This window comes from Kingella potus (genome assembly GCF_900451175.1).
In the GTDB taxonomy this organism is placed as follows: domain Bacteria; phylum Pseudomonadota; class Gammaproteobacteria; order Burkholderiales; family Neisseriaceae; genus Neisseria; species Neisseria potus.
Genome location: NZ_UGJJ01000001.1, coordinates 881,944 through 904,020, shown reverse-complemented (window position 1 = coordinate 904,020; position 22,077 = coordinate 881,944). Strand labels below are relative to the sequence as shown.

At 59.4% G+C, this 22,077-nt stretch carries 19 protein-coding genes and 3 pseudogenes; 15 read left to right on the top strand and 7 right to left on the bottom strand.

Annotation, left to right across the window (positions count from 1 at the left end; translation table 11 throughout):
* Positions 1-83: 83 nt before the first annotated feature.
* From DYE40_RS12205 to DYE40_RS04035, 3 genes are all read left to right on the top strand, one after another.
* Entirely contained in the window at positions 84-299 is a 216-nt protein-coding gene (locus DYE40_RS12205) for a hypothetical protein (protein WP_147286574.1), read from the top strand.
* A gap of 59 nt (positions 300-358) precedes the next feature.
* Positions 359-865, top strand: a complete 507-nt coding sequence (locus DYE40_RS04040; RefSeq protein ID WP_147286573.1) for a hypothetical protein — start codon at positions 359-361, stop codon at positions 863-865.
* A gap of 180 nt (positions 866-1,045) precedes the next feature.
* Positions 1,046-1,999, top strand: coding sequence for a D-2-hydroxyacid dehydrogenase (locus tag DYE40_RS04035; RefSeq protein ID WP_115307841.1), 954 nt, complete (start codon positions 1,046-1,048; stop codon positions 1,997-1,999).
* Between the two features lie 240 nt (positions 2,000-2,239).
* On the opposite strand, the pseudogene ccoP reads toward DYE40_RS04035, so the two are convergent.
* The 4 genes and pseudogenes from ccoP to ccoN form a co-directional block, all read right to left on the bottom strand.
* Positions 2,240-3,316, bottom strand: a pseudogene (ccoP, locus tag DYE40_RS04030) (cytochrome-c oxidase, cbb3-type subunit III); the annotation flags it as partial.
* Positions 3,317-3,340: 24 nt separating this feature from the next.
* The gene (locus DYE40_RS04025; protein WP_115307840.1) at positions 3,341-3,517 is read right to left on the bottom strand and encodes a cbb3-type cytochrome oxidase subunit 3; all 177 of its coding nucleotides are present in this window, start codon (positions 3,515-3,517) and stop codon (positions 3,341-3,343) included.
* Between the two features lie 4 nt (positions 3,518-3,521).
* Positions 3,522-4,133 carry a cytochrome-c oxidase, cbb3-type subunit II gene (gene ccoO / locus DYE40_RS04020; RefSeq protein ID WP_115307839.1) on the bottom strand — a complete coding sequence of 204 codons (612 nt, stop codon included), beginning with the start codon at positions 4,131-4,133 and terminating at the stop codon, positions 3,522-3,524.
* 22 nt (positions 4,134-4,155) lie between these two features.
* Positions 4,156-5,589, bottom strand: a complete 1,434-nt coding sequence (gene ccoN, locus DYE40_RS04015; protein ID WP_172461205.1) for a cytochrome-c oxidase, cbb3-type subunit I — start codon at positions 5,587-5,589, stop codon at positions 4,156-4,158.
* 326 nt (positions 5,590-5,915) lie between these two features.
* Between ccoN and DYE40_RS04010 the strand changes: the two genes are divergently transcribed.
* From DYE40_RS04010 to DYE40_RS03990, 5 genes are all read left to right on the top strand, one after another.
* A complete protein-coding gene (locus DYE40_RS04010; RefSeq protein WP_115307837.1) occupies positions 5,916-7,673 on the top strand; it encodes a M61 family metallopeptidase in 1,758 nt (585 codons plus the stop codon).
* A 99-nt stretch (positions 7,674-7,772) separates the two neighbouring features.
* Positions 7,773-8,060 (top strand): hypothetical protein, encoded by a 288-nt coding sequence (locus DYE40_RS04005; RefSeq protein WP_115307836.1) that lies wholly within the window; start codon positions 7,773-7,775, stop codon positions 8,058-8,060.
* 199 nt (positions 8,061-8,259) lie between these two features.
* Entirely contained in the window at positions 8,260-8,547 is a 288-nt protein-coding gene (gene groES / locus DYE40_RS04000; protein ID WP_115307835.1) for a co-chaperone GroES, read from the top strand.
* Positions 8,548-8,635: 88 nt separating this feature from the next.
* On the top strand, positions 8,636-10,270 hold the full coding sequence (groL, locus tag DYE40_RS03995) for a chaperonin GroEL (protein WP_115307834.1): 1,635 nt from the start codon (positions 8,636-8,638) through the stop codon (positions 10,268-10,270).
* A gap of 278 nt (positions 10,271-10,548) precedes the next feature.
* Positions 10,549-11,157 carry a DUF1266 domain-containing protein gene (locus tag DYE40_RS03990; protein WP_172461204.1) on the top strand — a complete coding sequence of 203 codons (609 nt, stop codon included), beginning with the start codon at positions 10,549-10,551 and terminating at the stop codon, positions 11,155-11,157.
* Between the two features lie 207 nt (positions 11,158-11,364).
* Here the strand turns inward: DYE40_RS03990 and DYE40_RS12530 are convergent.
* From DYE40_RS12530 to DYE40_RS03980, 3 genes and pseudogenes are all read right to left on the bottom strand, one after another.
* A pseudogene (locus DYE40_RS12530) lies at positions 11,365-11,440 on the bottom strand.
* A 6-nt stretch (positions 11,441-11,446) separates the two neighbouring features.
* A pseudogene (locus tag DYE40_RS13260) lies at positions 11,447-11,560 on the bottom strand (hotdog domain-containing protein); the annotation flags it as partial.
* Between the two features lie 154 nt (positions 11,561-11,714).
* Complete coding sequence (locus DYE40_RS03980) at positions 11,715-12,356, bottom strand: glutathione S-transferase family protein (RefSeq protein ID WP_115307831.1); 642 nt, start codon at positions 12,354-12,356, stop codon at positions 11,715-11,717.
* Positions 12,357-12,606: 250 nt separating this feature from the next.
* On the opposite strand from DYE40_RS03980, the gene dxs reads away from it, so the two are divergent.
* The 7 genes from dxs (at position 12,607) to DYE40_RS03945 (ending at position 22,059) form a co-directional block, all read left to right on the top strand.
* Complete coding sequence (gene dxs / locus DYE40_RS03975) at positions 12,607-14,490, top strand: 1-deoxy-D-xylulose-5-phosphate synthase (RefSeq protein ID WP_115307830.1); 1,884 nt, start codon at positions 12,607-12,609, stop codon at positions 14,488-14,490.
* A 39-nt stretch (positions 14,491-14,529) separates the two neighbouring features.
* A complete protein-coding gene (gene prmC / locus DYE40_RS03970; protein WP_115307829.1) occupies positions 14,530-15,345 on the top strand; it encodes a peptide chain release factor N(5)-glutamine methyltransferase in 816 nt (271 codons plus the stop codon).
* 307 nt (positions 15,346-15,652) lie between these two features.
* Entirely contained in the window at positions 15,653-17,146 is a 1,494-nt protein-coding gene (locus DYE40_RS03965; RefSeq protein WP_115308279.1) for an oligopeptide:H+ symporter, read from the top strand.
* Between the two features lie 242 nt (positions 17,147-17,388).
* The gene (locus DYE40_RS03960; protein ID WP_115307828.1) at positions 17,389-18,432 is read left to right on the top strand and encodes a 3-deoxy-7-phosphoheptulonate synthase; all 1,044 of its coding nucleotides are present in this window, start codon (positions 17,389-17,391) and stop codon (positions 18,430-18,432) included.
* Positions 18,433-18,726: 294 nt separating this feature from the next.
* Positions 18,727-20,922: a UvrD-helicase domain-containing protein gene (locus DYE40_RS03955; RefSeq protein WP_115308278.1), complete on the top strand. Its 2,196-nt coding sequence runs from the start codon at positions 18,727-18,729 to the stop codon at positions 20,920-20,922.
* A gap of 207 nt (positions 20,923-21,129) precedes the next feature.
* The gene (locus tag DYE40_RS03950; protein ID WP_115307827.1) at positions 21,130-21,453 is read left to right on the top strand and encodes an FKBP-type peptidyl-prolyl cis-trans isomerase; all 324 of its coding nucleotides are present in this window, start codon (positions 21,130-21,132) and stop codon (positions 21,451-21,453) included.
* Positions 21,454-21,519: 66 nt separating this feature from the next.
* Positions 21,520-22,059: a DUF924 family protein gene (locus DYE40_RS03945; RefSeq protein WP_115307826.1), complete on the top strand. Its 540-nt coding sequence runs from the start codon at positions 21,520-21,522 to the stop codon at positions 22,057-22,059.
* Positions 22,060-22,077: the final 18 nt, after the last annotated feature.

Genomic DNA, 22,077 nt, shown 5'->3' with positions numbered 1-22,077 from the left:
ACGCAGCCGTTTTCAGACGGCCTCCCAGCGAAAAAACACTAAGGCGCGGCAGCGCGTCGGGGAAACGGACAGGCAGGGAGATATTGGAATTGCCCGTATGGCAGATGCAAAAACTTATGCTTGATATGGGGTTAGCAATGGATCGTAGGAAAATGTACACAGCACAATATTGTGAGAGAGGATATGAGGTTTGCAAGCCTAAACCAGGAAAAACAGAATTGGCAGGCCTTGTTCCGCCACAAGAACGTTGGGAAAAAGGAGAAAAATCCGTCGGGAATGATGCACCCCATATTAAATAGCAAACAAATTCAGGGAATAATCAAGGCCATATTCTTTAATAAATAACAAGAGGATAATTATGAAAGAATTTTCTTACCAAAATATTATTGGCAAAAACGCTTCTGAAAAAATAGTACGGCGATTAATATATCATTTTTTCAGAGGAAATATTTATAGTAAAAAAATAATGGCTGATGGAACACTAAAAGAAAAAACTTATTTTTCCTTTAAAAGGCCGTTCCACGGCTCTGATGGAGTGGCATGCTCTCCTGACATTTTGACAGAAGTCTTCCCATTGCAGGAATTGTATGTTTTAAGGCACTATAATTACCAAAATAATTTACTGCCGCTATTTTTGGCAAAGTCGGAAGAAATAGCAGAGGACTTAAAGGATTTAGATGCGATATGCGGATATGAATATTCATATATTTTTGATAAAAATTTTTCATTCTGCTTTTATATCAGTGATTCATATTTAGAAAATAACAGCAATTTTAATGGTGATTTAAATAACGGAAATCAGAAATATACTGCCGTGTTAATAAAATATTCCAAAAAGCAAGCAATCTGTAAAATTAGCGGATAAAGGCATCCGGTGTCCGATGCAGGCATCCGCCGCAAGCGGAAGTTTTGCAAAACTCCCCTCCGCAGAAACCGATGCGGAAGATGCCCCCTTGCACATTCCTGCCGCAAAATCCGTCCCCGACATTTTTCAGACGGCCTCGCACACCCTTTCTTTGCCAACCCGCCGTTACAAGGAGCAAACATGAACCGCCGCATCGTTTTCCTCGACCGCGCCACCCTGCCCGCAGACCGCATATTCGACTTTTCCTTCCCCCACGTCCTGACCGAACACGCGCAAACCTCCCCTACCGACACAGCCGCCCGCATGGCCGGCGCACACATCGCCGCCACCAACAAAGTCCGCATCACCGCCGAACACATTGCCGCCAACCCGCAGCTCGAAATGATCGCCGTCTGCGCCACCGGCTGCGACCACATCGACACCGCCGCCGCCCGCGCAGCAGGCATTGCCGTATGCAATATCCCCGCCTACGGCAGCGAAGCCGTGGCCGAACATGCCTTCATGCTGATGATGGCCCTCATGCGCAACCTGCCTGCCTACCAACGCGACCTGCGCGCCGGCCTGTGGCAAAACTCGCCCTTCTTCTGCCATTTCGGCGCACCGATACGCGACCTGAACGGCAAAACCCTCGCCATATTCGGACGCGGCAACATCGGCGACACCCTCGCCCGCTACGCCCGCGCCTTCGGTATGAACGTCGTCTTTGCCGAGCGCAAAAACGCCGCCGCCACCCGCGCGGGCTATGTTTCCTTCGACCACGCGCTGCGGCAGGCCGATGTGCTTTCCCTGCACTGCCCGCTCACGGAAGCCACCCGCCACCTCATCGGCGAAGACGAGCTTCGCGCCATGAAACCCGGCGCAGTGCTTATCAACTGCGGGCGCGGCGGCCTCATCGACGAAACCGCCCTCCTTGCCGCCCTCAAATACGGCACACTCGGCGGCGCGGGCTTGGACGTACTGGCCGAAGAGCCGCCGCAACACGGCAACCCCCTGCTCAAAGCCAACCTGCCCCACCTCATCCTTACCCCCCACATCGCCTGGGCCAGCGACACCGCACGGCACAAAATGTGCGAAATCCTCTGCGCCAATATCGAAGCCTTCGCCGCAGGCCGCCCGCAAAACCGCGTGGCGTAACCGCGGCCGATGCCCGCAAAAGGCCGTCTGAAAAATCGCCATTCCGCTTTTTCAGACGGCCTCTGCCGCTAAGCTAGGTAGCGCACGCAGCAACGCACGCGGTTTTGGGAGTTTGCATCGCAGTTTGTAAGACGAAAAAGAGGCCGTCTGAAACAATTTGGAAAAGAAAAAAGGTATGCGGCAGGCGCATACCTTTTCTGTTTGCTGCGGTGTTGGCTATTTGCTGCCGGATGCTGGGGTTTCGGCCGGAGCAGAGGACGGTGCGGATGCGGCCGCAGAAACGGGCGCAGGCTCGGCTTTTTTCGCAGCGGCGGCTTCGGCCGCTGCCGCCGCAGCGGCTTTGGCGGCTTTTTCGCCCAATACGTTTTCGGTGTCGGTTTTGGCGGCTTTGCCGTCGGGATGCGACAGTCCCCAAACGTAGGCGGTCAGCAGGTGGATTTTGTCTTTGTCGAGGAAGCCTTCCCATGCGGGCATTTGGTTGTGCCGGCCGTTGGTAATGGTTTCGATGATGGCTTTTTGCGTGCCGCCCCACAGCCATACGTTGTCGGTCAGATTGGGACCGAGTCCGCGCACGCCCTGGCCTTTATCGCCGTGGCAGGTAAAGCAGTTGGCGGGCGGGCCGTTGAACAGGACTTTGCCGCGCTCGGCGCGCAGGGGGTCGTACTGTTCTTCCGGCTTGGAAAGGGAAAGAACGTAGTTGGCCACGTCTTTCACGCCTTCTTCGCCAAGCTCGGGTCCCCACGATTTCATGATGCCGGTGCGGCCTTTGGTGATCGTTTCGTGGATTTTGTCGGGTGTGCCGCCGTAGAGCCAGTCGGTGTCGGTAAGATTGGGGAAGCCGCGCGATCCTTTGGCATCGGAGCCGTGGCACTGGATGCAGTAGGTGTCGAACAGGTTTTTGCCGATGGTGCGGGCTTCGGCCTGTTTGGCGGTGTCTTCTACGGACATTTTGGCGTATTTCGCGTAAATCGCCCCGTATTCTTTTTGCGCGGCTTCTACTTCGGCCTGGTATTCGCCGACGCTGGTCCAGTTGCGCAGGCCTTTGAAATCGCCCAAGCCGGGATAGAGGGCGAGATAGCCGATGCCGAACAGCCAGGTAAGGATGTAGAGGTAGAACCACCAGCGCGGCATGGGGTTGTTGTACTCTTCGATGCCGTCCCAGTCGTGGCCGGTGGTTTTCACGTCTTCGCCTTTTGGCGGTGCTTTGACTTTGTTCTGTGAGAGCAGAAGCCAAATCAGGGCGATAAAGCTGATGACGATGATGCCGATGATGTAGTAGTTCCAGAAATTACTGGTGAAATGTGAAGTTGTGTTCATTGTTTTTAGCTCCGTGCCCACGGGTCATCGGGCGGGTCTGTTATTGTCGTTGTCGTGCGGGGTGTCGTCGTCGTCGATGATGCTGCGCGAGGCTTCGTCGTAGTTGGCTTTGTTGCGTCTGTTTGAAACGATGTAAAGCACCAGGATGAAGCTGACGAGTACCAGTACGGTAAACAGTTGGCGCGCCCAATTGACATCCATGGCGTTACCTTACGTTTTTCAAGGCCAAACCCAAACCCTGCAAATAAGCGACTACCGCGTCCAGCTCGGATTTGTCTTTCAGCTCCTCAGGGGCTTTGGCGATTTCTTCGTCGGTGTAGGGAGTGCCCAAAGTTTGCAGGCCTTTCATGTGGGTAACCACTTCGGCCGGATCGACTTTATTGCGCGCCAGCCACGGGAAGGCGGGCATATTGGACTCGGGAACGACATCGCGCGGGTTGAGCAGGTGGATGCGGTGCCATTCGTCGGAATAGCGTCCGCCCACACGTGCCAAGTCGGGGCCGGTCCGCTTGGAACCCCATTGGAACGGACGGTCGTATACCGATTCTCCGGCCACAGAGTAGTGGCCGTAACGTTCGGTTTCGGCACGGAAGGGACGGATCATCTGCGAATGGCAGTTGTAGCAGCCTTCGCGTATATAGATGTCACGTCCGGCCACCTGCAAGGCGGTGTAGGGTTTGACACCTTCAATCGGCTTGGTTACGGCCGGAGAGAAGAACAGGGGGACGATTTCGATAAGCAGGCCGACACTGACCACCAGTAAGGTAAACACGATCAGTACGCCGACTTTTTCTTCGACTAGTTGTTGCAGTTTCATTTTTGGTAGCCCGTCTTTCTTATTAGTGGTGTTGCGCTTCGGAGAGGGCGGGGATTTCCGCTTCGACCGGTTTGCCGTTCATGATGGTGCGGTAAACGTTGTAGGCCATAATGAACATACCGGAGAGGTACAGCACGCCGCCGAAGAAGCGGATAACGTAAAAGCGCATACTTTCTTTCACGCCTTCGACAAATGCGAAGGTAAGCGTACCGTCGGCATTCATCGCGCCCCACATCAGGCCCTGCATTACGCCGGCAATCCACATCGAAGCAATGTAGAGCACCACGCCGATGGTGGCGATCCAGAAGTGCGCGTCGATCAGCTTGGTGCTGTACATTTCTTTCTGGCCGAACAGACGGGGAATCATGTAGTAAACCGAACCGATGGTTACAAAACCCACCCAGCCGAGCGCACCCGCGTGAACGTGGCCGACCGTCCAGTCGGTATAGTGGCTCAGGGCATTGACGGTTTTGATCGACATCATCGGGCCTTCAAAGGTGGACATACCGTAGAAGGACAGGGAAACAATGAGGAATTTCAGAATGGGGTCGGTGCGCAGCTTGTGCCATGCACCGGAGAGGGTCATGATGCCGTTGATCATGCCGCCCCAGGAAGGTGCGAAAAGAATCAGGGAAAGCACCATGCCGACAGACTGCGTCCAGTCGGGCAGCGCGGTGTAGTGCAGATGGTGCGGTCCGGCCCACATATAGGTAAAGATCAGCGCCCAAAAGTGGACAACCGACAAACGGTAGGAATAAACGGGGCGGCCTGCCTGCTTGGGTACGAAATAGTACATCATGCCCAAAAAGCCGGCGGTCAGGAAAAAGCCCACGGCATTGTGGCCGTACCACCACTGCACCATCGCATCAATCGCGCCGGAGTAAACGGAATACGACTTCATGATGCCGACCGGCAGGCTGAGGTTGTTGACGATGTGCAGCAGGGCGACGGCAAGGATGAAGCTGCCATAGAACCAGTTGGCCACATAAATGTGTTTGATTTTGCGCTTGGCGATTGTACCGAAGAATACGATGGCGTAGGCCACCCACACCAGCGTGATCAAAATGTCGATCGGCCATTCCAGTTCGGCGTATTCCTTGCCTTGCGTATAGCCGAGGGGAAAGCTGATTGCCGCAGCCAAAATCACGGCCTGCCAGCCCCAAAAGGTAAATCCGGCCAGCCAGCCGCCGAACAGCCGCGTATTACAGGTGCGCTGCACGACATAATAGGAAGTACCGATCAGACCGCAGCCGCCGAAAGCGAAAATAACCGCATTGGTATGCAGCGGGCGGATACGGCCGAAGTGGAACCACGGGCCGATTTCAGACAAATTGAGTGCGGGCCAAAACAGCTGGGCGGCGGCAATCACCCCCACCAGCATACCCACAATCCCCCAAACTACAGTCATGACGGCGAACTGCCGCACCACTTTGTAGTTATAAGTTTGCGCTTCCATGAAAGTCTCCATTAAACACGGAAAATAAATCCGATGTCCCGCAGGCGGCAGAGCCGCAATGCAGGTCTTTTTCCATCAGGCCGCCGCAGCGGGCGGCCGTTTTACCGAACACAGCACGGGACATATCTGCTTGGCAAAGCCTCGGCATACCGCCATAATGGCCTGCACAAGCACTGAAAAGAAACCGCCTTGTCAAGAAAAACCGATTTCTTTACATTAAATTCCCATATGCTTTACAAGGTTATAGATTTTATCTAATTTATGGTTTGACACCAATCAATTAATTTTTAACATTGCCTGACGCTATTGCCTTAATTAATTACATCATGATACTCCACACCCTGCGCCCCGAACCCAATGCCCACTACTGGCACATTACCCTTTCTTTCGCACAGCAGGAGGACGTTCCCGCCGTCCTCAAACTTGCCAACTGGGTACCCGGCAGCTACACCATCCGCGACTTTGCCCGCCACATCGTCGAAATCCACGCCGAATGCGACGGACGGCCCGCCGCCCTCATCCAAACCGCCAAAAACACCTGGCATACCGCCGCACAGGCGGGCGAATGGCGCATACGCTACACCGTATATGCCTACGATCTTTCCGTCCGCGCCGCCTATCTGACCGCCGAACGCGGTTTTTTCGACGGCGCGTGCCTCTTTTTCGCCATCGAAGGCCGTCTGAACGAAGCGCAAACCCTCGTTCTCGAACACCTGCCCGCCGGCTGGCTCACCGCCACCACCCTGCCCCGCGCCGCCGAAAACACGTTTCAGACGGCCTCATACGGCGAACTCCTCGACCACCCCGTCGAACTCGGCCGCCTCGAAACCATTACATTCGAAGCAAACGGCATCCCCCACCGCATCGTCCTCAGCGGCAGCTATCCCGACTTCGACCGAGACCGCCTGTGCCGCGACGTACAACGCATTTGCGCCACCCAGCTTGCCATGTTCCCCGCGCCTGCCCCGTTTGCCGAATATCTCTTCCTGCTCCACCTCGGCGACAAAATCTACGGCGGCCTCGAACACCGCAGCAGCACCGCCCTGCACGCCGGCCGCCACACCCTGCCCCCGCACGGCCTTGCCGGAGCAAACGCAGCCTACACCGAGCTGCTCGGCCTTTTCTCCCACGAATACTTCCATGCCTGGAACGTCAAATCCGTCAAACCCGCCGCCTTCGCCCCCTACGACCTCGACCGCGAAAACCACACCGAGCAGCTTTGGGCGTTTGAAGGCATCACCGCCTACTACGACGACCTCCTCCTTGCCCGCAGCCGCACCATCACCCCCGAAAACTACCTCGGCCTGCTGGCGCAAAACATTACCCGCGTGCGGCGCGGCAAAGGCCGTCTGAAACAAACCCTCGCCCAATCGTCCTACACCGCCTGGCACAAATACTACAAAGCCGACGAAAACGCCCCCAACGCCATCGTCAGCTATTACCAGCAAGGTTCGCTCGCCGCCCTCTGCCTCGACCTCCTCATCCGCGAAAAAAGTGCGGGCGCACATTCCCTCGACACCGTCATGCGCCGGCTCTACCTCGACTGGCTGCAAACACACAAAGGCATAGAAGAAGGACAATGGCAGACCCGCTGCCGCGAAATCACCGGCCTCGACCTGGCAGACTTTTTTCAGACGGCCTTATACACAACCGACAGCCTGCCGCTGGAAGAATGCCTGCACACCGCCGGCATACGCCTGCAATATGCCGCCCTGCCCCGCAGCCACAGCGGCGGCCTCGCCCTTGCGGACGGCATCCCGCCCGCGCCCGCACCCGACTTCGGCGCACGTTTCACGCAACATTCCGGCCACGCCCTCCTGACCCACATTGCCAACGGCGGCAGCGCGGAAGCCGCCGCCCTCTGCCCGAACGACCAAATCATCGCCGTAAACGGCTACGCCTGCACCGACCTTGCCGCCGTACTTGCCGTCGCCCGCCCCGGCGACACCCTCGGCCTGCACTATTTCCGCCACGGTCTGCTGCACCACACCACCCTCATCCTGCAAGCCGCCGAAGCCGACACCGCACTACTCCATATAGAAGATGCGGACAAGCTGCGCCGCTGGCTCGACGGCACGCCGTAAACCGACAGGCCGTCTGAAAACACCGTTTCAACAAAATACCAATCCGTTTTACCGTTTTCAGACGGCCTCCCGCCCCCGAAAACCGACAAAGGAAGCCTCATGATTGCCGCCCTGTTCAGCGTCAACTTCATCCTCCAACGCCTCCACAACTACACCGGCGACTACTTCACCCGCATCACCATGGGCTACTGCCTGTACAGCCTCATCTGCATCTGGCTGGTGTTCCTCGGCGGCGCACAGATGCTCGAAGGCCGCCGCATCCTCTGGTTTACCCAGCTCGATACCGACATGAGTGCCGAAGAAATCCGCTCCTACACCGTTTTCTGCTGGATAGGAATCAGCCTGCTCTACGCCCTTGCCGCCACCGCCCAAATTCTGTACGGATAAATACAGGCCGTCTGAAAACCGTTTTCAGACGGCCTGTTTCCGATACGCCGCGCCGGCGTAAAATTTTCCGTATGCGGGGGCTTGAATTCGTCTGCCGCAGCCCTATTTTTCCCGCCATCGGGCCGGACGGCTTGCCGTCCGGTCGCCGTTTTGACCGCAAAGGTCAGTTTTTTATGACTGTTATTTCAATGGAGCATTTATGACCATCCGTCCCTTACACGACCGCGTTGTCGTCAAACGCTTGGAAGCCGAAGAAAAAACCGCATCCGGCATCGTGCTGCCCGGCACAGCCGCCGAAAAACCCGACATGGGCGAAGTGATTGCCGTAGGCGCGGGCAAAATCGGCAAAGACGGCCAACGCCGCCCGCTGGATGTAAAAGTCGGCGACAAAATCATTTTCGGCAAATACAGCGGCCAAACCGTCAAAGCCGACGGCGAAGAGCTGTTGGTAATGCGCGAAGAAGACATCTTCGGCATCGTGGAATAAACACACCGGCCCGGCCGTCCGCAAACGCGTTTTCAGACGGCCTGAACAAGCCCCGCATCATTCGTTTAATTAAATTGGAGAAAAAAATATGGCAGCAAAAGACGTACAGTTCGGTAACGAAGTCCGCCAGAAAATGGTAAACGGCGTAAACATCCTCGCCAACGCCGTGCGCGTAACCCTCGGCCCCAAAGGCCGCAACGTGGTGCTCGACCGCTCCTTCGGCGGCCCGCACATCACCAAAGACGGCGTTACCGTCGCCAAAGAAATCGAGCTGAAAGACAAATTTGAAAACATGGGCGCGCAGATGGTGAAAGAAGTCGCGTCCAAAACCAACGACGTGGCCGGCGACGGCACCACCACCGCCACCGTACTGGCACAAGCCATCGTGGCCGAAGGCATGAAATACGTTACCGCCGGCATGAACCCCACCGATCTGAAACGCGGCATCGACAAAGCCGTAGCCGCGCTGGTGGAAGAGCTGAAAAACATCGCCAAACCCTGCGACACTTCCAAAGAAATCGCCCAAGTCGGCTCGATTTCGGCCAACTCCGACGAACAGGTCGGCGCGATTATTGCCGAAGCGATGGAAAAAGTCGGCAAAGAAGGCGTGATTACCGTAGAAGACGGCAAATCGCTGGAAAACGAGCTGGACGTTGTCGAAGGTATGCAGTTTGACCGCGGCTACCTGTCGCCCTATTTCATCAGCGACCCCGAAAAACAAATCGCCGCGCTGGACAACCCGTTTGTATTGCTGTTTGACAAAAAAATCAGCAACATCCGCGATCTGCTGCCCGTGTTGGAGCAAGTGGCCAAATCCAGCCGCCCGCTGCTGATCGTGGCCGAAGACGTGGAAGGCGAAGCCCTGGCTACTTTGGTGGTGAACAACATTCGCGGCATTTTGAAAACCGTGGCCGTGAAAGCCCCGGGCTTCGGCGACCGCCGCAAAGCCATGCTGCAAGACATCGCCATCCTCACCGGCGGTACTGTGATTGCCGAAGAAGTCGGCCTGTCGTTGGAAAAAGCCACGCTGGAAGACTTGGGTCAGGCCAAACGCATCGAAATCGGCAAAGAAAACACCACCATCATCGACGGCTTCGGCGATGCCGGCCAAATCGAAGCGCGTGTAGCCGAAATCCGCCAGCAGATCGAAACCGCCACCAGCGATTACGATAAAGAAAAACTGCAAGAGCGCGTGGCCAAACTGGCCGGCGGCGTGGCCGTCATCAAAGTCGGCGCAGCCACCGAAGTGGAAATGAAAGAGAAAAAAGACCGCGTGGACGACGCGCTGCACGCCACCCGTGCCGCCGTTGAAGAAGGCGTGGTTGCCGGCGGCGGCGTCGCCCTGTTGCGTGCCCGTGCCGCTCTGGAAAACCTGCACACCGGCAATGCCGACCAAGACGCAGGCGTGCAAATCGTATTGCGTGCGGTCGAGTCCCCGCTGCGCCAAATCGTGGCCAACGCAGGCGGCGAGCCGAGCGTGGTGGTGAACAAAGTGCTGGAAGGCAAAGGCAACTACGGCTACAACGCCGGCAGCGGCGAGTATGGCGACATGATTGAAATGGGCGTACTCGACCCCGCCAAAGTAACCCGCTCCGCGCTGCAACACGCCGCATCCGTTGCCGGCCTGATGCTGACCACCGACTGCATGATTGCCGAAATCCCCGAAGAAAAACCGGCCATGCCCGATATGGGCGGAATGGGCGGCATGGGCGGCATGATGTAAGAGGCCGTCCGAACAGACCGCAGCAGACGCGCAAACGTTTTGCAATCCAAACCGCACGGTTCGCGCCGTGCGGTTTTTTACGCCCGTTTGTTTCGCGCCGCTCGAACGGCATGGCGCGGCAGCCGTTATGCAGCGGCCCGCATCCGCAAGCGGAGGCCGTCTGAAAATCAGGGCGCGTTTTCAGAAACGTCATCCCCGCGCAGGCGGGGGACGGCCTCATGCGCCGCGCGGTTTGTTATACTGTAAACCCTCCCCACCCTCCGCAAGGATATTTCGTCATGAATACGCTCATCACCGTTGCCGTCGGCCTGCTGATCGTCGCCGCCATCATGTATTTCACAGTCGGCCATCTGTTCAGAAAACCCGACAACGACATCATCCGCTGGTTCAACGCCACCCACGGCGTTTTACTGTGCATCAACAACAAAAACATCCAAATCTACGGCGGTGCGCCGCCCAAAGGCAGTTGGCGCAAAAAAGAGCGTGCCAGCCTCAAACAATGGTGGGGCATTACCGACACCGCCTCGCTGCTGGACATGGTGCGGTGGCTGATGGACGAAGGCCACCGCGCCGAATACCGCCAACGCGGCGAAACGGGCGGCATCGCCGGCTGGGATTACAGCCGCGCCCTGTCGCTGCTCTCCTCCGGCTACCTCTGCGGCTACCTCGGCAAAAAAGAAGCCCTCGACCGCTCGCTGGACATCGCCCGCCGCGTGCAGAAAGAATTCGACTCGTGGGACAACTTCATGGCCTCGTATTTCGCCGGCTACGAATACTGGTCGGAAGATACCTGCGGACAGCGGCAGCGCGTCTATATGGCACTCAAAGGCAAACCAAACAGCCTGTACAAACTGCCGTGGAATCTGGAACTGAAACAGGCATGGTAAAGCGGCAGGCCGTCTGAAAAAATATAAAACCGCCGCCAGGCCGGAAGAAAGGGCAGAGGCCGTCTGAAAACCCGTTTTGCAGGTTTTCAGACGGCCTCTTTACCATGCGGCACAAGGTTTATCCGCGCACGGGGCGCGGGCGGCCCTGTCCGTCGATGGCCACATAGGTAAACAGGGCTTCGGTTACCAGACGTTGTTCCTCAAAGCTGGCGAAGGAAGCGGAGTGCACCCACACTTCGATGCGGATTTGCAGCGAGGTGTTGCCTATTTTCACCACTTCGCCGTAGCAGCCGACCACGTCGCCGACGGCAACGGGGCGGTGGAAAACGATTTTGTCGGCGGCCACGGTAACGATGCGCCCTTTGGCGGTTTCGCAGGCCAGAATGCCGCCGGCAATATCCATCTGCGACATCAGCCAGCCGCCGAAAATATCGCCGTTGGGATTGGTGTCGGCGGGGCGGGTCATGGTGCGCAGCAGCAGGCTGCCCTGCGGCTCGGTGCGCTGCTGCGCATTTTTTTGTTCGTCGGTCATATTGCTTCCTTTGTTTTTAAACAGATTAGTCGGATTTTCCGCTTTGGGTTTCTTCCAGGCCGTCTGAAATCCATTGTTGCAGCTCGGGCAGGGCGGAAATGCGTTCGGCGTATTGCGCGGCCGCGCCGTTCAGACGGCCTGCAAGACCGTAGCAGCGCAGGCGCAGGACGACGGGGGCGTAAAACGCATCCGCCGCACAAAAGCCCCCGCCCGCGAGAAAGCCGCCGCCGAAGCGTTCGAGGCCTTCGTTCCACAATGCGTCCAGCCTGGCAAGCTCGCGCTGCAAACCCGGGGTGTCGCAGGGCGGCTCGGCGGCTTGGAGGGTGAAATTGCAGACGGTGCGCAGCACGGGAAAGCCGCTGTGCATTTCGGCAGCGGCGCAGCGCGCCCAAGCGCGGGCGGCGGCATCCTGCGGCCACACCTGCGGATGACGCTCGGCCAGATATTCGGCAATGGCGAGGCTGTCCCACACCGTTTCGCCACCGTTTGCCAGCGCAGGCACCTGCGCGGAGGGCGAAAACGCACGCCACTGCCTGCGCTGCTCCGTTTTGTCGCCGATAAAGTGGTGGAGGGCTTCGGCAAAGGGAATCCGCAGCACCTTCATCAGAAGCCACGGCCGCAGCGACCACGAAGAAATGTGTTTGCTGCCGATGTGCAGGGTGTACATATCATTGCTCCTTCTCTGGGGAACGGGGCGCGTATTCTAGCCCGCACGGCGCGGCACGTCCAAGCCGCAGGGCTGCGGCGGCGTTTTCAGACGGCCTTTGCGTATCTGCCGCCGCGCCACTTGCTATATAATCCGCCCGCCGCCGGACAGGCAGTCTGAAAACATATGGCGGAACAATATAGAAAGCTGCGTTTGTTCCGCCATACGTTTTCAGACGGCCTCATTACACCATACCAAGAAAAGAACCGCCATGAACCAAACGCCCCTGCTGGACACCGTCAACCTGCCGCAAGACCTGCGCCTGCTCGACAAATCCCAACTGCCGCAGCTCTGCGCCGAGCTGCGCGCCTTTCTGCTCGAATCGGTCGGCCGGACGGGCGGCCATTTCGCCAGCAATCTCGGCGCGGTGGAGCTGGCGGTGGCCCTGCACTATGTTTACGACACCCCGCGCGACCATCTGGTGTGGGATGTCGGCCACCAGAGCTACCCGCACAAAATCCTGACCGGACGGCGCGGCAGAATGCACACCATGCGCCAGTTCGGCGGGCTGGCCGGCTTCCCCAAGCGCAGCGAAAGCGAGTACGACGATTTCGGCGTAGGCCACTCCTCCACCTCCATCGGTGCGGCTCTGGGCATGGCGGCGGCCGACCGGCTGGCCGGACGCGACACCCGCAGCGTTGCCGTCATCGGCGACGGCGCAATGACCGCCGGCCAAGCCTTTGAAGCCCTCAACTGCGCCGGCGACATGGCCGACACCGACCTGCTCGTCATCCTCAACGACAACGAAATGTCCATCTCGCCCAACGTCGGCGCGCTGCCCAAATACCTTGCCCGCAACGTCATGCGCGATATGCGCGGCGTGCTGCACAACATCAAACACCAGTCCGCCTTCGTCCTCGACAAGCTCCCCGCCGTCCGGGAAATCGCCCAAAAAGCCGAAGAAACCATCAAAGCCTACGCCAGCGAAAGCGAGCAGGTGCGCCAGTCGCTCTCGCTGTTTGAAAACTTCGGCTTTGCCTACACCGGCCCGGCCGACGGCCACAACGTCATCCAGCTTGCCGACACCCTGGCCGAACTGCGGCACAAAAAAGGCCCCAAGCTCCTGCACGTCATCACCAAAAAAGGCCAGGGCTACAAGCTCGCCGAAAACGACCCCGTCAAATACCACGCCATCGGCAAAACCCCCGCCCCCTCCGCGCCGCCGCCCGCCGCCCGCCCCACCTACACCGAAATCTTCGGCCGCTGGCTGTGCGACACCGCCGCCGCCGACCCCCGCCTCGCCGCCATCACCCCCGCCATGCGCGAAGGCAGCGGCCTCGTCGAATTTGCGCAACGCTTTCCCGAACGCTATTTCGATGTCGGCATTGCCGAGCAGCACGCCGTAACCTTTGCCGCCGGCCTCGCCTGCGCAGGCATCAAACCCGTCGTCGCCATCTACTCCACCTTCCTGCAACGCGGCTACGACCAGCTCGTACACGATGTCGCCCTGCAAAACCTGCCCGTGCTCTTTGCCATAGACCGTGCCGGCATCGTCGGCGCGGACGGCCCCACCCACGCGGGAGCATATGATTTGAGCTTTCTGCGCTGCATACCCAATATGGTTATCGCCGCCCCCTCCGACGAAAACGAATGCCGCCTGCTGCTTTCCACCTGCTACGCGCTCGACTGCCCGTCCGCCGTGCGCTACCCGCGCGGCAGCGGCAGCGGCGCGGCGGTGTCCGACAGCCTCGACACCGTTCCCGTCGGCAAAGGCATCATCCGCAGGCAGGGCAGGCGCACCGCCGTCCTCGCCTTCGGCAGCATGGTGCAGCCCGCCCTCGAAGCCGCCGAAACGCTCGATGCCACCGTGGCCGATATGCGCTTCGTCAAGCCGCTCGACGAAGAACTCGTCTTACAGCTCGCCGACAGCCACGATTACCTCGTCTGCGCCGAAGAAAACGCCGCCGCAGGCGGAGCCGGCAGCGCGGTACTCGAGCTGCTCGCCGCCGCAGGCCGTCTGAAACCCACCCTCCTCATCGGCATCCCCGACACCGTAACCGACCACGGCGACCCCAAGCTCCTGCTCGAACGCCTCGGCCTGAGCGCGGACGAAATCCGCCGCCGCATCGCCGCCTTTGCCGCACAGGCCGTCTGAACGGCGGCTTTTCAGACGGCCTCCCGCCACCCGCACGCCATGACCATCGAAAACTACCTGCGCCGCAGCCCCCTGCCCAAAAACGAAGCCCGCCTGCTCGCCCAAGCCGCCACCGGCCTGACACACGCCGAGCTTATCACCCGCAGCCGCGACCCCCTCCAGCCCGACACCGCCGCCGCCCTGGCCGCCCTCGAAGCGCGGCGGCTGGCAGGCGAACCCGTCGCCTATATTTTGGGCAGCCGCGAATTTTACGGCCGCCGTTTCGCCGTATCCCCCGCCGTCCTCATCCCCCGCCCCGAAACCGAACACCTCGTCGAAGCCGCCCTCGCACACCTGCCCGCGCACGGCAGCGTCTGGGACATCGGCACCGGCAGCGGCGCCATCGCTGTAACCCTCGCCTGCGAACGGCCAAGCGCACAGGTTTACGCCTCCGACACCAGCCCCGCCGCGCTCGACACCGCCCGCGAAAACGCCGCCGCCTGCCGCGCCCGCGTGCGCTTTGCCTGCGGCTCGTGGTTTGACGCATTCCCCCCGTCCGAGTGCGCCGCTTTCGACCTGATCGTTTCCAACCCGCCCTACATCGAAGCGGGCGACCCCCACCTGCAACAGGGCGACCTACGCTTCGAGCCGCCCGCCGCCCTCACCGACTTTTCAGACGGCCTCTCCTGCATCCGCATTCTGGCGCAAGGCGCGGCACGGCGGCTGGCCGGCGGCGGACACCTGATTGTCGAACACGGCTGCGGGCAGGGAGAAGCCGCCCGCGCCATCTTCGCCGCCGCAGGCTGGCGCAACATCCGCACCCTGCCCGATCTGGCGGGACTGGACAGGATTACCCTCGGACAAAAGGCCGTCTGAACACCGTTTTGCAGGTTTTCAGACGGCCTTCCGTTTTTTATACCGTTCCTGCCGCTGCCCGTCGGGCAGGGTGTGCCGCCAAGCGGCGCACACGTTTTTTGTTTTGCCGCAGATTTGCCTTTCCGAAAGGATTCTCCGTGCAAGAGGCCGTCTGAAAAACCCTATCCGTTTTCAGACGGCCTCTTCGCATATTTTGACAAAATCCCCGCAAACGTTTAAAAATGACAAACGGCCGCCGGAAAGCTGCACACAAATTAAGCAGATTTCCGACGGCCGCCAACAGAAAAACAGACCGACAGGAGATTTTATGTCCACCACAGACACGACGAAGAAAAAGTTCTTCGGCCATCCCTTCCAGCTTTCCACCCTCTTCCACATCGAATTGTGGGAACGCTTTTCCTTCTACGGCCTGCAAGGCATCCTGCTGCTTTACCTCTACTACGAAACCGCCAAAGGCGGGCTGGGCATCGACAAGCCGCTGGCCGGCGGCATCGTCGGCGCATACAGCGGCAGCATCTATCTGGCCACCGTATTCGGCGGCTGGATTGCCGACCGCATTGCCGGTGCGGAAAAAACCCTGTTTGTGTCCGGCATCATCGTGATGTCCGGCCACATCGCCCTCGCCCTCATCCCCGGCATTCCCGGCCTGCTGTGCGGCCTGCTGCTCATCGCCCTGGGCAGCGGCGGCGTGAAAACGTCGGCCAGCTCGATGGTCGGCTCGCTCTACGAAGACGACCACCTGCGCCCGCTGCGCGACGCAGGCTTCTCCATCTTCTACATTTCCATCAATATCGGCGGCTTCTTCGGCCCGCTGATTACCGGCCTGCTGCAAGACAAAATCGGCTTCCACTACGGCTTCGGCGCAGCCGCCGCCGGTATGGCGTTCGGCCTGTGGCTCTACTCCTTCGGCCGCAAAACCCTGCCGCACACCCCGCCGCCGCATCCGCTTCCCGCCTCGCAGTACAAATACCTGTTTGGCGCGATCGCCCTCATCGTCGGCGCAGTCGTAGCCGCCGTGGCGACAGACTATCTGAACGTCCGCAACTTCCCGCAGGTGCTCTTGGTCTGCATCCTCATCGTCGCCACGGGCTACTTCTCCCGCCTGCTCGGCAGCACCCGCATCGATAAGGAAAACAAACGCCACATCGCCGCCTACATCCCGCTGTTTCTCGCCATATGCATATTCTGGTCGATATGGTTCCAGATCTACACCTCGGCCACCGTGTATTTCGCCGAAACGGTGGACCGCAACATCTTGGGCTTTACCGTACCCGTGTCGTGGAAAGACTCCGTACAGAGTATGTGGGTGGTGCTGTTTTCCGGCCTGATGGCCGCCATGTGGACGAAAATGGGCACGCGCCAGCCGAAAACGCCGCTGAAATTCGCCCTTGCCCTCATCGTTACCGGCTCGTCCTACCTCCTCTTCCTCCCCTTCATCAACAACGGCACGCCCATGCCGATGATCGTCTTCGCACTCGTCCTGCTCGCCATTACCTTGGGCGAACTGCTGCTGTCGCCCATCGCCATGTCGTTCTCCACCAAGATCGCCCCGAGCGCGTTCAAAACGCAGATGGTCGCCCTCAACTTCCTCGCCTTCTCGCTGGGCTTTACCCTCGGAGGCCTGCTGTTTGACAAATTCCACAATCCCGAATCCGCCCTGATACAGATGGTTTCACACATCGGACTGGGCTCGGGCGGAGCCGATTTCTACCTCATGCTGTTCTACATCGGCGCAGCCGGCGGCCTGCTGCTGCTGCTGCTTACCCCGCTGCTCAACCGCCTGCTGAAAGGCGTGGACTAAGCCGCGCCCGCCGTACAGGCCGTCTGAAAACCTCCGCATAGGTTTTCAGACGGCCTTTTGCTATATTTGAAGAAGCATAAAATGCCGCAAAACAGCCATAAACGGCCAAAAAAATAACAATAAAAGCCAAAACGGCAAAATTAAGCAATTTTATAGCGGAAACAGCGCATCCAGCCCTTGCCAAGCGCACCGGCCGCCGCTATCCTTGCCGCCCTGACAAACACAACAACAGAGCCACCACCATGATCCGCCTCGGCAAAACCGACGACACCCGCATCAGCGGCATCGACGAACTCCTCCCCCCCCTCGCCCACCTTTACGAACTGCCCGTCAGCGACGGCGCGGCCGAACTCGTGGAAAGCACCCGCCGCGAAATCGGCGACATCATCCACGGCCGCAGCAACCGCCTGCTGGCCGTCATCGGCCCCTGCTCCATCCACGACCCCCAAGCCGCCTGCGAATACGCGCAAAAGCTGCTGCCCCTGAAAAAGCACTACGAAAAAGAGCTACTTATCGTCATGCGCGTTTATTTTGAAAAACCGCGCACCACCGTCGGCTGGAAAGGCCTCATCAACGACCCCTTCCTCAACGGCACTTTCGACATCAACTACGGCCTGCGTCAGGCACGCCGCCTGCTTCTTGATTTGAACGAAATGGGTATGCCCGCCTCCACCGAATTTCTCGACATGATTACCCCGCAGTATTACGCCGACCTCATTTCCTGGGGCGCAATCGGGGCGCGCACCACCGAAAGCCAGGTACACCGCGAGCTGGCCAGCGGCCTTTCCTGCCCCGTCGGCTTCAAAAACGGCACCGACGGCAACCTCAAAATCGCCATCGACGCCATCGGCGCGGCCGGCCACCCCCACCACTTTTTATCCGTTACCAAAGCCGGCCATTCCGCCATCGTCCACACCGCCGGCAATCCCGACTGCCACGCCATCCTGCGCGGCGGCAAAGAGCCAAACTACGAAAGCCGCTTCGTCAAAGAAGCCGCCGCCGATCTGGCCAAAGCCGGCGTATCCCCCCGCCTGATGGTCGATTGCAGCCACGCCAACAGCCGCAAAGACCACAACCGCCAAATCGAAGTGGCCGCCGACGTAGCCGCGCAAATCCGCAGCGGCGAAGACAACATCCTCGGCGTGATGGTGGAAAGCCACCTTGTCGCCGGCCGCCAGGACAAACCCGACACCTACGGCCAAAGCATCACCGATGCCTGCATAGGCTGGGACACCACCGAAGAACTGCTCGCCCTGCTCGCCGCCGCCAACCGCCACCGCGTGTAGCCGTGCAAACCGGAGAGGCCGTCTGAAAACACAAAATCCGCCTTTTCAGAAACCTCATCCCGCACAGGCGGGGCGGCCTCCGGTATTTCCGATAGGCAGGGTGTGCCGCCCCAAGGCGACGCACGCGCTCCCTGCCACCCGCCAATCCGACCGGACGCAAAACAAAAAACGCGTGCATGGCTGCACCACACACCCTACACACACAGCAGAGGCCGTCTGAAAACCTGCAAAACGGTTTTTCAGACGGCCTAATCCGTTAAAATGCCGCCTTTGCGATTTTCAGACGGCCTTATCATGTTTCCCAACGAATCCCCATCCGCCCTGCTGCATGGCTTGAACCCCGAACAGCTCGCCGCCGTAACCTGGCCGCCGCAGTCCGCCCTCGTGCTGGCCGGCGCGGGCAGCGGCAAAACCCGGGTGCTCACCACCCGCATCGCGTGGCTGCTGCAAAGCGGCCAGGCCAGTGTGCACAGCATCATGGCCGTTACCTTCACCAACAAAGCCGCCAAAGAAATGCAGACCCGCCTGGGCGCGATGATTCCCGTCAACGTGCGCGCCATGTGGCTGGGCACGTTTCACGGCCTGTGCCACCGCTTTTTGCGCCTGCACCACAAAGATGCCGGCCTGCCCTCCACTTTTCAGATTCTCGACAGCGCCGACCAGCTCGCCTTAATCAAACGCCTGCTCAAAAGCCTCAACATCGCCGAAGAAACCATCGCCCCGCGCACCTTGCAAGGCTTTATCAACGCCCAAAAAGAAAACGGCCTGCGCGCCTCGGCTCTGGAAGCCCCCGACCCGCATACCCGCCGCATGATCGAGTGTTACGCCGAATACGACAAAGTGTGCAGCCGCGAAGGCGTGGCCGATTTTGCCGAGCTGATGCTGCGCAGCTACGAAATCCTGCAAAGCAACGAAATCCTGCGCCGCCACTACCAAAACCGTTTCAACCACATTCTCGTCGACGAATTTCAAGACACCAACAAGCTGCAATACAAATGGCTCAAGCTGATGGCAGGCGGGAGCGCCGCCGTGTTTGCCGTGGGCGACGACGACCAAAGCATCTACCGCTTTCGCGGTGCGCACGTCGGCAACATGGCCGCGCTGATGCAGGAATTTCACATCGGCGCACCGGTAAAACTCGAACAAAACTACCGCTCGGACGGCAACATTCTCACCGCCGCCAACGCCGTGATTGAAAACAATGCCGAACGCCTCGGCAAAAACCTGCACACCGACGCGCCTGCCGGCGACAAAATCCGCTTTTACAGCGCCCCAACCGATTTTGAAGAAGCACAGTTTGTTGTCGACGAAGCCAAATCGCTGCAACGCGAAGGCCGCCGCCTCGACGACATGGCCGTACTCTACCGCAGCAACGCCCAATCACGCGTTATCGAACAAGCCCTGTTCCGCAGCGGCCTGTCCTACAAAATCTACGGCGGCCTGCGCTTTTACGAGCGGCAGGAAATCAAACACGCCCTCGCCTACCTGCGTCTGGCCGCCAACCCCGACGACGACAACGCCCTGTTGCGCGTGATTAACGTGCCGCCGCGCGGCATCGGCGCACGCACGATAGAAAACATTCAGACGGCCTCGTCCGAACAGGGCGTATCGCTGTGGCAGGCCGCCTGCACCGCCGCCGCCAAAGCCGCCAAAGTCGCCGCCTTCGTGCGCCTGATTGAAAACCTGCGCACCCAAGTCGGCCAAATGCCGCTGGCCGAAATCGTATCGGGCATCGTGCGCGACAGCGGCCTTGCCGAGTATTACCAAACGCAAAAAGGCGACCACCAAGACCGTTTGGACAACCTCGACGAGCTGGTCAGTGCTGCCGCCGCGTTCAAACCCGAAGAAAGCAATTTTGAAATCCTGCCCGACAACGCCGCCGCCGACCCTGCCTTTCCCGTGCTCGCCTTTTTGAGCAATGCCGCGCTCGAATCGGGCGAAAACCAGGCGGGAGAAGGCGAAGAGGCGGTGCAGCTGATGACCGTGCACGCCGCCAAAGGCTTGGAATTTGACACCGTATTCCTCACCGGCATGGAAGAAGGCCGCTTCCCCAGCGAGCTTTCGCTGGCCGAACGCGGCGGCCTCGAAGAAGAACGCCGCCTGATGTATGTGGCCATCACCCGCGCGCGCAAACGGCTGTATATCAGCATGGCGCAACAGCGCATGCTGCACGGCCAAACCCAATTCGGCGTGGTGTCGCGCTTTGCCGAAGAAATCCCGCCCGAAGTGCTGCACTTTCTCTCGCCGCACAAAACCGCCGCACAGGCAGGGTCTGCCCGCCGCACCGACATCCCCGCCGCCGAAAGCCACCGCCCCGCGCCAAGCTACGGCGGCTTCCGCGTCGGCCAAAACGTGCGCCATCCCAAATTCGGCACCGGCGTGGTTATCGATGCCGCCGACAAAGGCGGCTCGGCGCGGCTGACCATCAATTTCGGCAAACAGGGCATAAAAGAGCTGGACACCAAATTTGCCAAACTCGAGGCCGTCTGAAACACCGCCCCCCGCCGCATCCGCTAACCCTCTGCCGCCCGCATACCGAAACAGCCGCCTTACAGGCCGTCCGATTGCCGCGCCGCTTTGACAAAACGCCAAAGCCTGTACAATATGCCCGCACATACGGAGGCCGTCTGAAAACACGGTTTGCACTTTTTCAGACGGCCTCCCGCTTTTTCCCACACCTCAAACAAGGAGCAAATCATGGGTCTGATTATTGAAGACATCGAAACCGGCAGCGGCCAAACCGCCGAAAAAGGCCGCCGCATCGCCGTCCACTACACCGGCCGCCTCGCCGACGGCGGCAAATTCGATTCCAGCCTCGACCGCGGCCAGCCCTTCGAGTTCAAACTCGGCGCGGGGCAGGTCATCCAAGGCTGGGACGAAGGCTTCGCCGGCATGAAGGAAGGCGGCAGACGCAAACTCACCATCCCGCCCGAAATGGGCTACGGCGCACGCGGCGCGGGCGGCGTTATCCCCCCCAACGCCACGCTGGTATTCGAAGTCGAGCTTTTGAAAGTATTTTGAAAGCATATTGAGACACCCCGCAAGGCCGTCTGAAAACAACAACCGCCGACAAAAAAGGAGACAAACATGGAAACGCAAGACGTATTGGAATTCTGGTTTGCCGAAGAAAACCGCCCCTACTGGTTTGCCGAAAACACCGCTTTCGACGAAAAAATCCACATGCTGTTCTACCCCCTGTGGCAGCGCGCCGCCGCCGGCACCCTGCACGGCTGGCGCAAAACCATGCAGGGGCGGCTGGCCGAAATCATCATCCTCGACCAGTTTTCCCGCAACCTCTTCCGCAACAGCCCCCAAGCCTACGCCCAAGACCTCGCCGCCCTGTGCCTGGCGCAGGAAGCCATCACCCGACCCGGCTTCGCCGCCATGACCATCGAAGAACGCCACTTCATGCTGATGCCCTTCATGCACAGCGAAAGCGCCGAGCTGCACGCCCACGCCGTCGGCGTATTCAAACAATACGTCCCCGGTGCGCCGCTCGATTTCGAGCTCAAACACCAGGCCGTCATCGACCGCTTCGGCCGCTACCCCCACCGCAACGCCGTACTCGGCCGCGAAAGCACCCCCGCCGAGCTGGAATTTCTGGCTGCCGAAGGCAAAGGCTTCTAAACACCGCGCACACCGCGC

Coding starts and splice junctions, on each gene's coding strand:
- DYE40_RS03955 (WP_115308278.1), top strand. CDS start 18,727: ATGTTTCCCAACGAATCCCCATCCGCCCTGCTGCATGGCTTGAACCCC.
- DYE40_RS03980 (WP_115307831.1), bottom strand. CDS start 12,356: ATGTACACCCTGCACATCGGCAGCAAACACATTTCTTCGTGGTCGCTG.
- groL (WP_115307834.1), top strand. CDS start 8,636: ATGGCAGCAAAAGACGTACAGTTCGGTAACGAAGTCCGCCAGAAAATG.
- DYE40_RS03950 (WP_115307827.1), top strand. CDS start 21,130: ATGGGTCTGATTATTGAAGACATCGAAACCGGCAGCGGCCAAACCGCC.
- prmC (WP_115307829.1), top strand. CDS start 14,530: ATGACCATCGAAAACTACCTGCGCCGCAGCCCCCTGCCCAAAAACGAA.
- DYE40_RS04025 (WP_115307840.1), bottom strand. CDS start 3,517: ATGGATGTCAATTGGGCGCGCCAACTGTTTACCGTACTGGTACTCGTC.
- ccoN (WP_172461205.1), bottom strand. CDS start 5,589: ATGGAAGCGCAAACTTATAACTACAAAGTGGTGCGGCAGTTCGCCGTC.
- DYE40_RS04040 (WP_147286573.1), top strand. CDS start 359: ATGAAAGAATTTTCTTACCAAAATATTATTGGCAAAAACGCTTCTGAA.
- DYE40_RS03945 (WP_115307826.1), top strand. CDS start 21,520: ATGGAAACGCAAGACGTATTGGAATTCTGGTTTGCCGAAGAAAACCGC.
- DYE40_RS04005 (WP_115307836.1), top strand. CDS start 7,773: ATGATTGCCGCCCTGTTCAGCGTCAACTTCATCCTCCAACGCCTCCAC.
- DYE40_RS04010 (WP_115307837.1), top strand. CDS start 5,916: ATGATACTCCACACCCTGCGCCCCGAACCCAATGCCCACTACTGGCAC.
- groES (WP_115307835.1), top strand. CDS start 8,260: ATGACCATCCGTCCCTTACACGACCGCGTTGTCGTCAAACGCTTGGAA.
- dxs (WP_115307830.1), top strand. CDS start 12,607: ATGAACCAAACGCCCCTGCTGGACACCGTCAACCTGCCGCAAGACCTG.
- ccoO (WP_115307839.1), bottom strand. CDS start 4,133: ATGAAACTGCAACAACTAGTCGAAGAAAAAGTCGGCGTACTGATCGTG.
- DYE40_RS03990 (WP_172461204.1), top strand. CDS start 10,549: ATGAATACGCTCATCACCGTTGCCGTCGGCCTGCTGATCGTCGCCGCC.
- DYE40_RS04035 (WP_115307841.1), top strand. CDS start 1,046: ATGAACCGCCGCATCGTTTTCCTCGACCGCGCCACCCTGCCCGCAGAC.
- DYE40_RS03960 (WP_115307828.1), top strand. CDS start 17,389: ATGATCCGCCTCGGCAAAACCGACGACACCCGCATCAGCGGCATCGAC.
- DYE40_RS03965 (WP_115308279.1), top strand. CDS start 15,653: ATGTCCACCACAGACACGACGAAGAAAAAGTTCTTCGGCCATCCCTTC.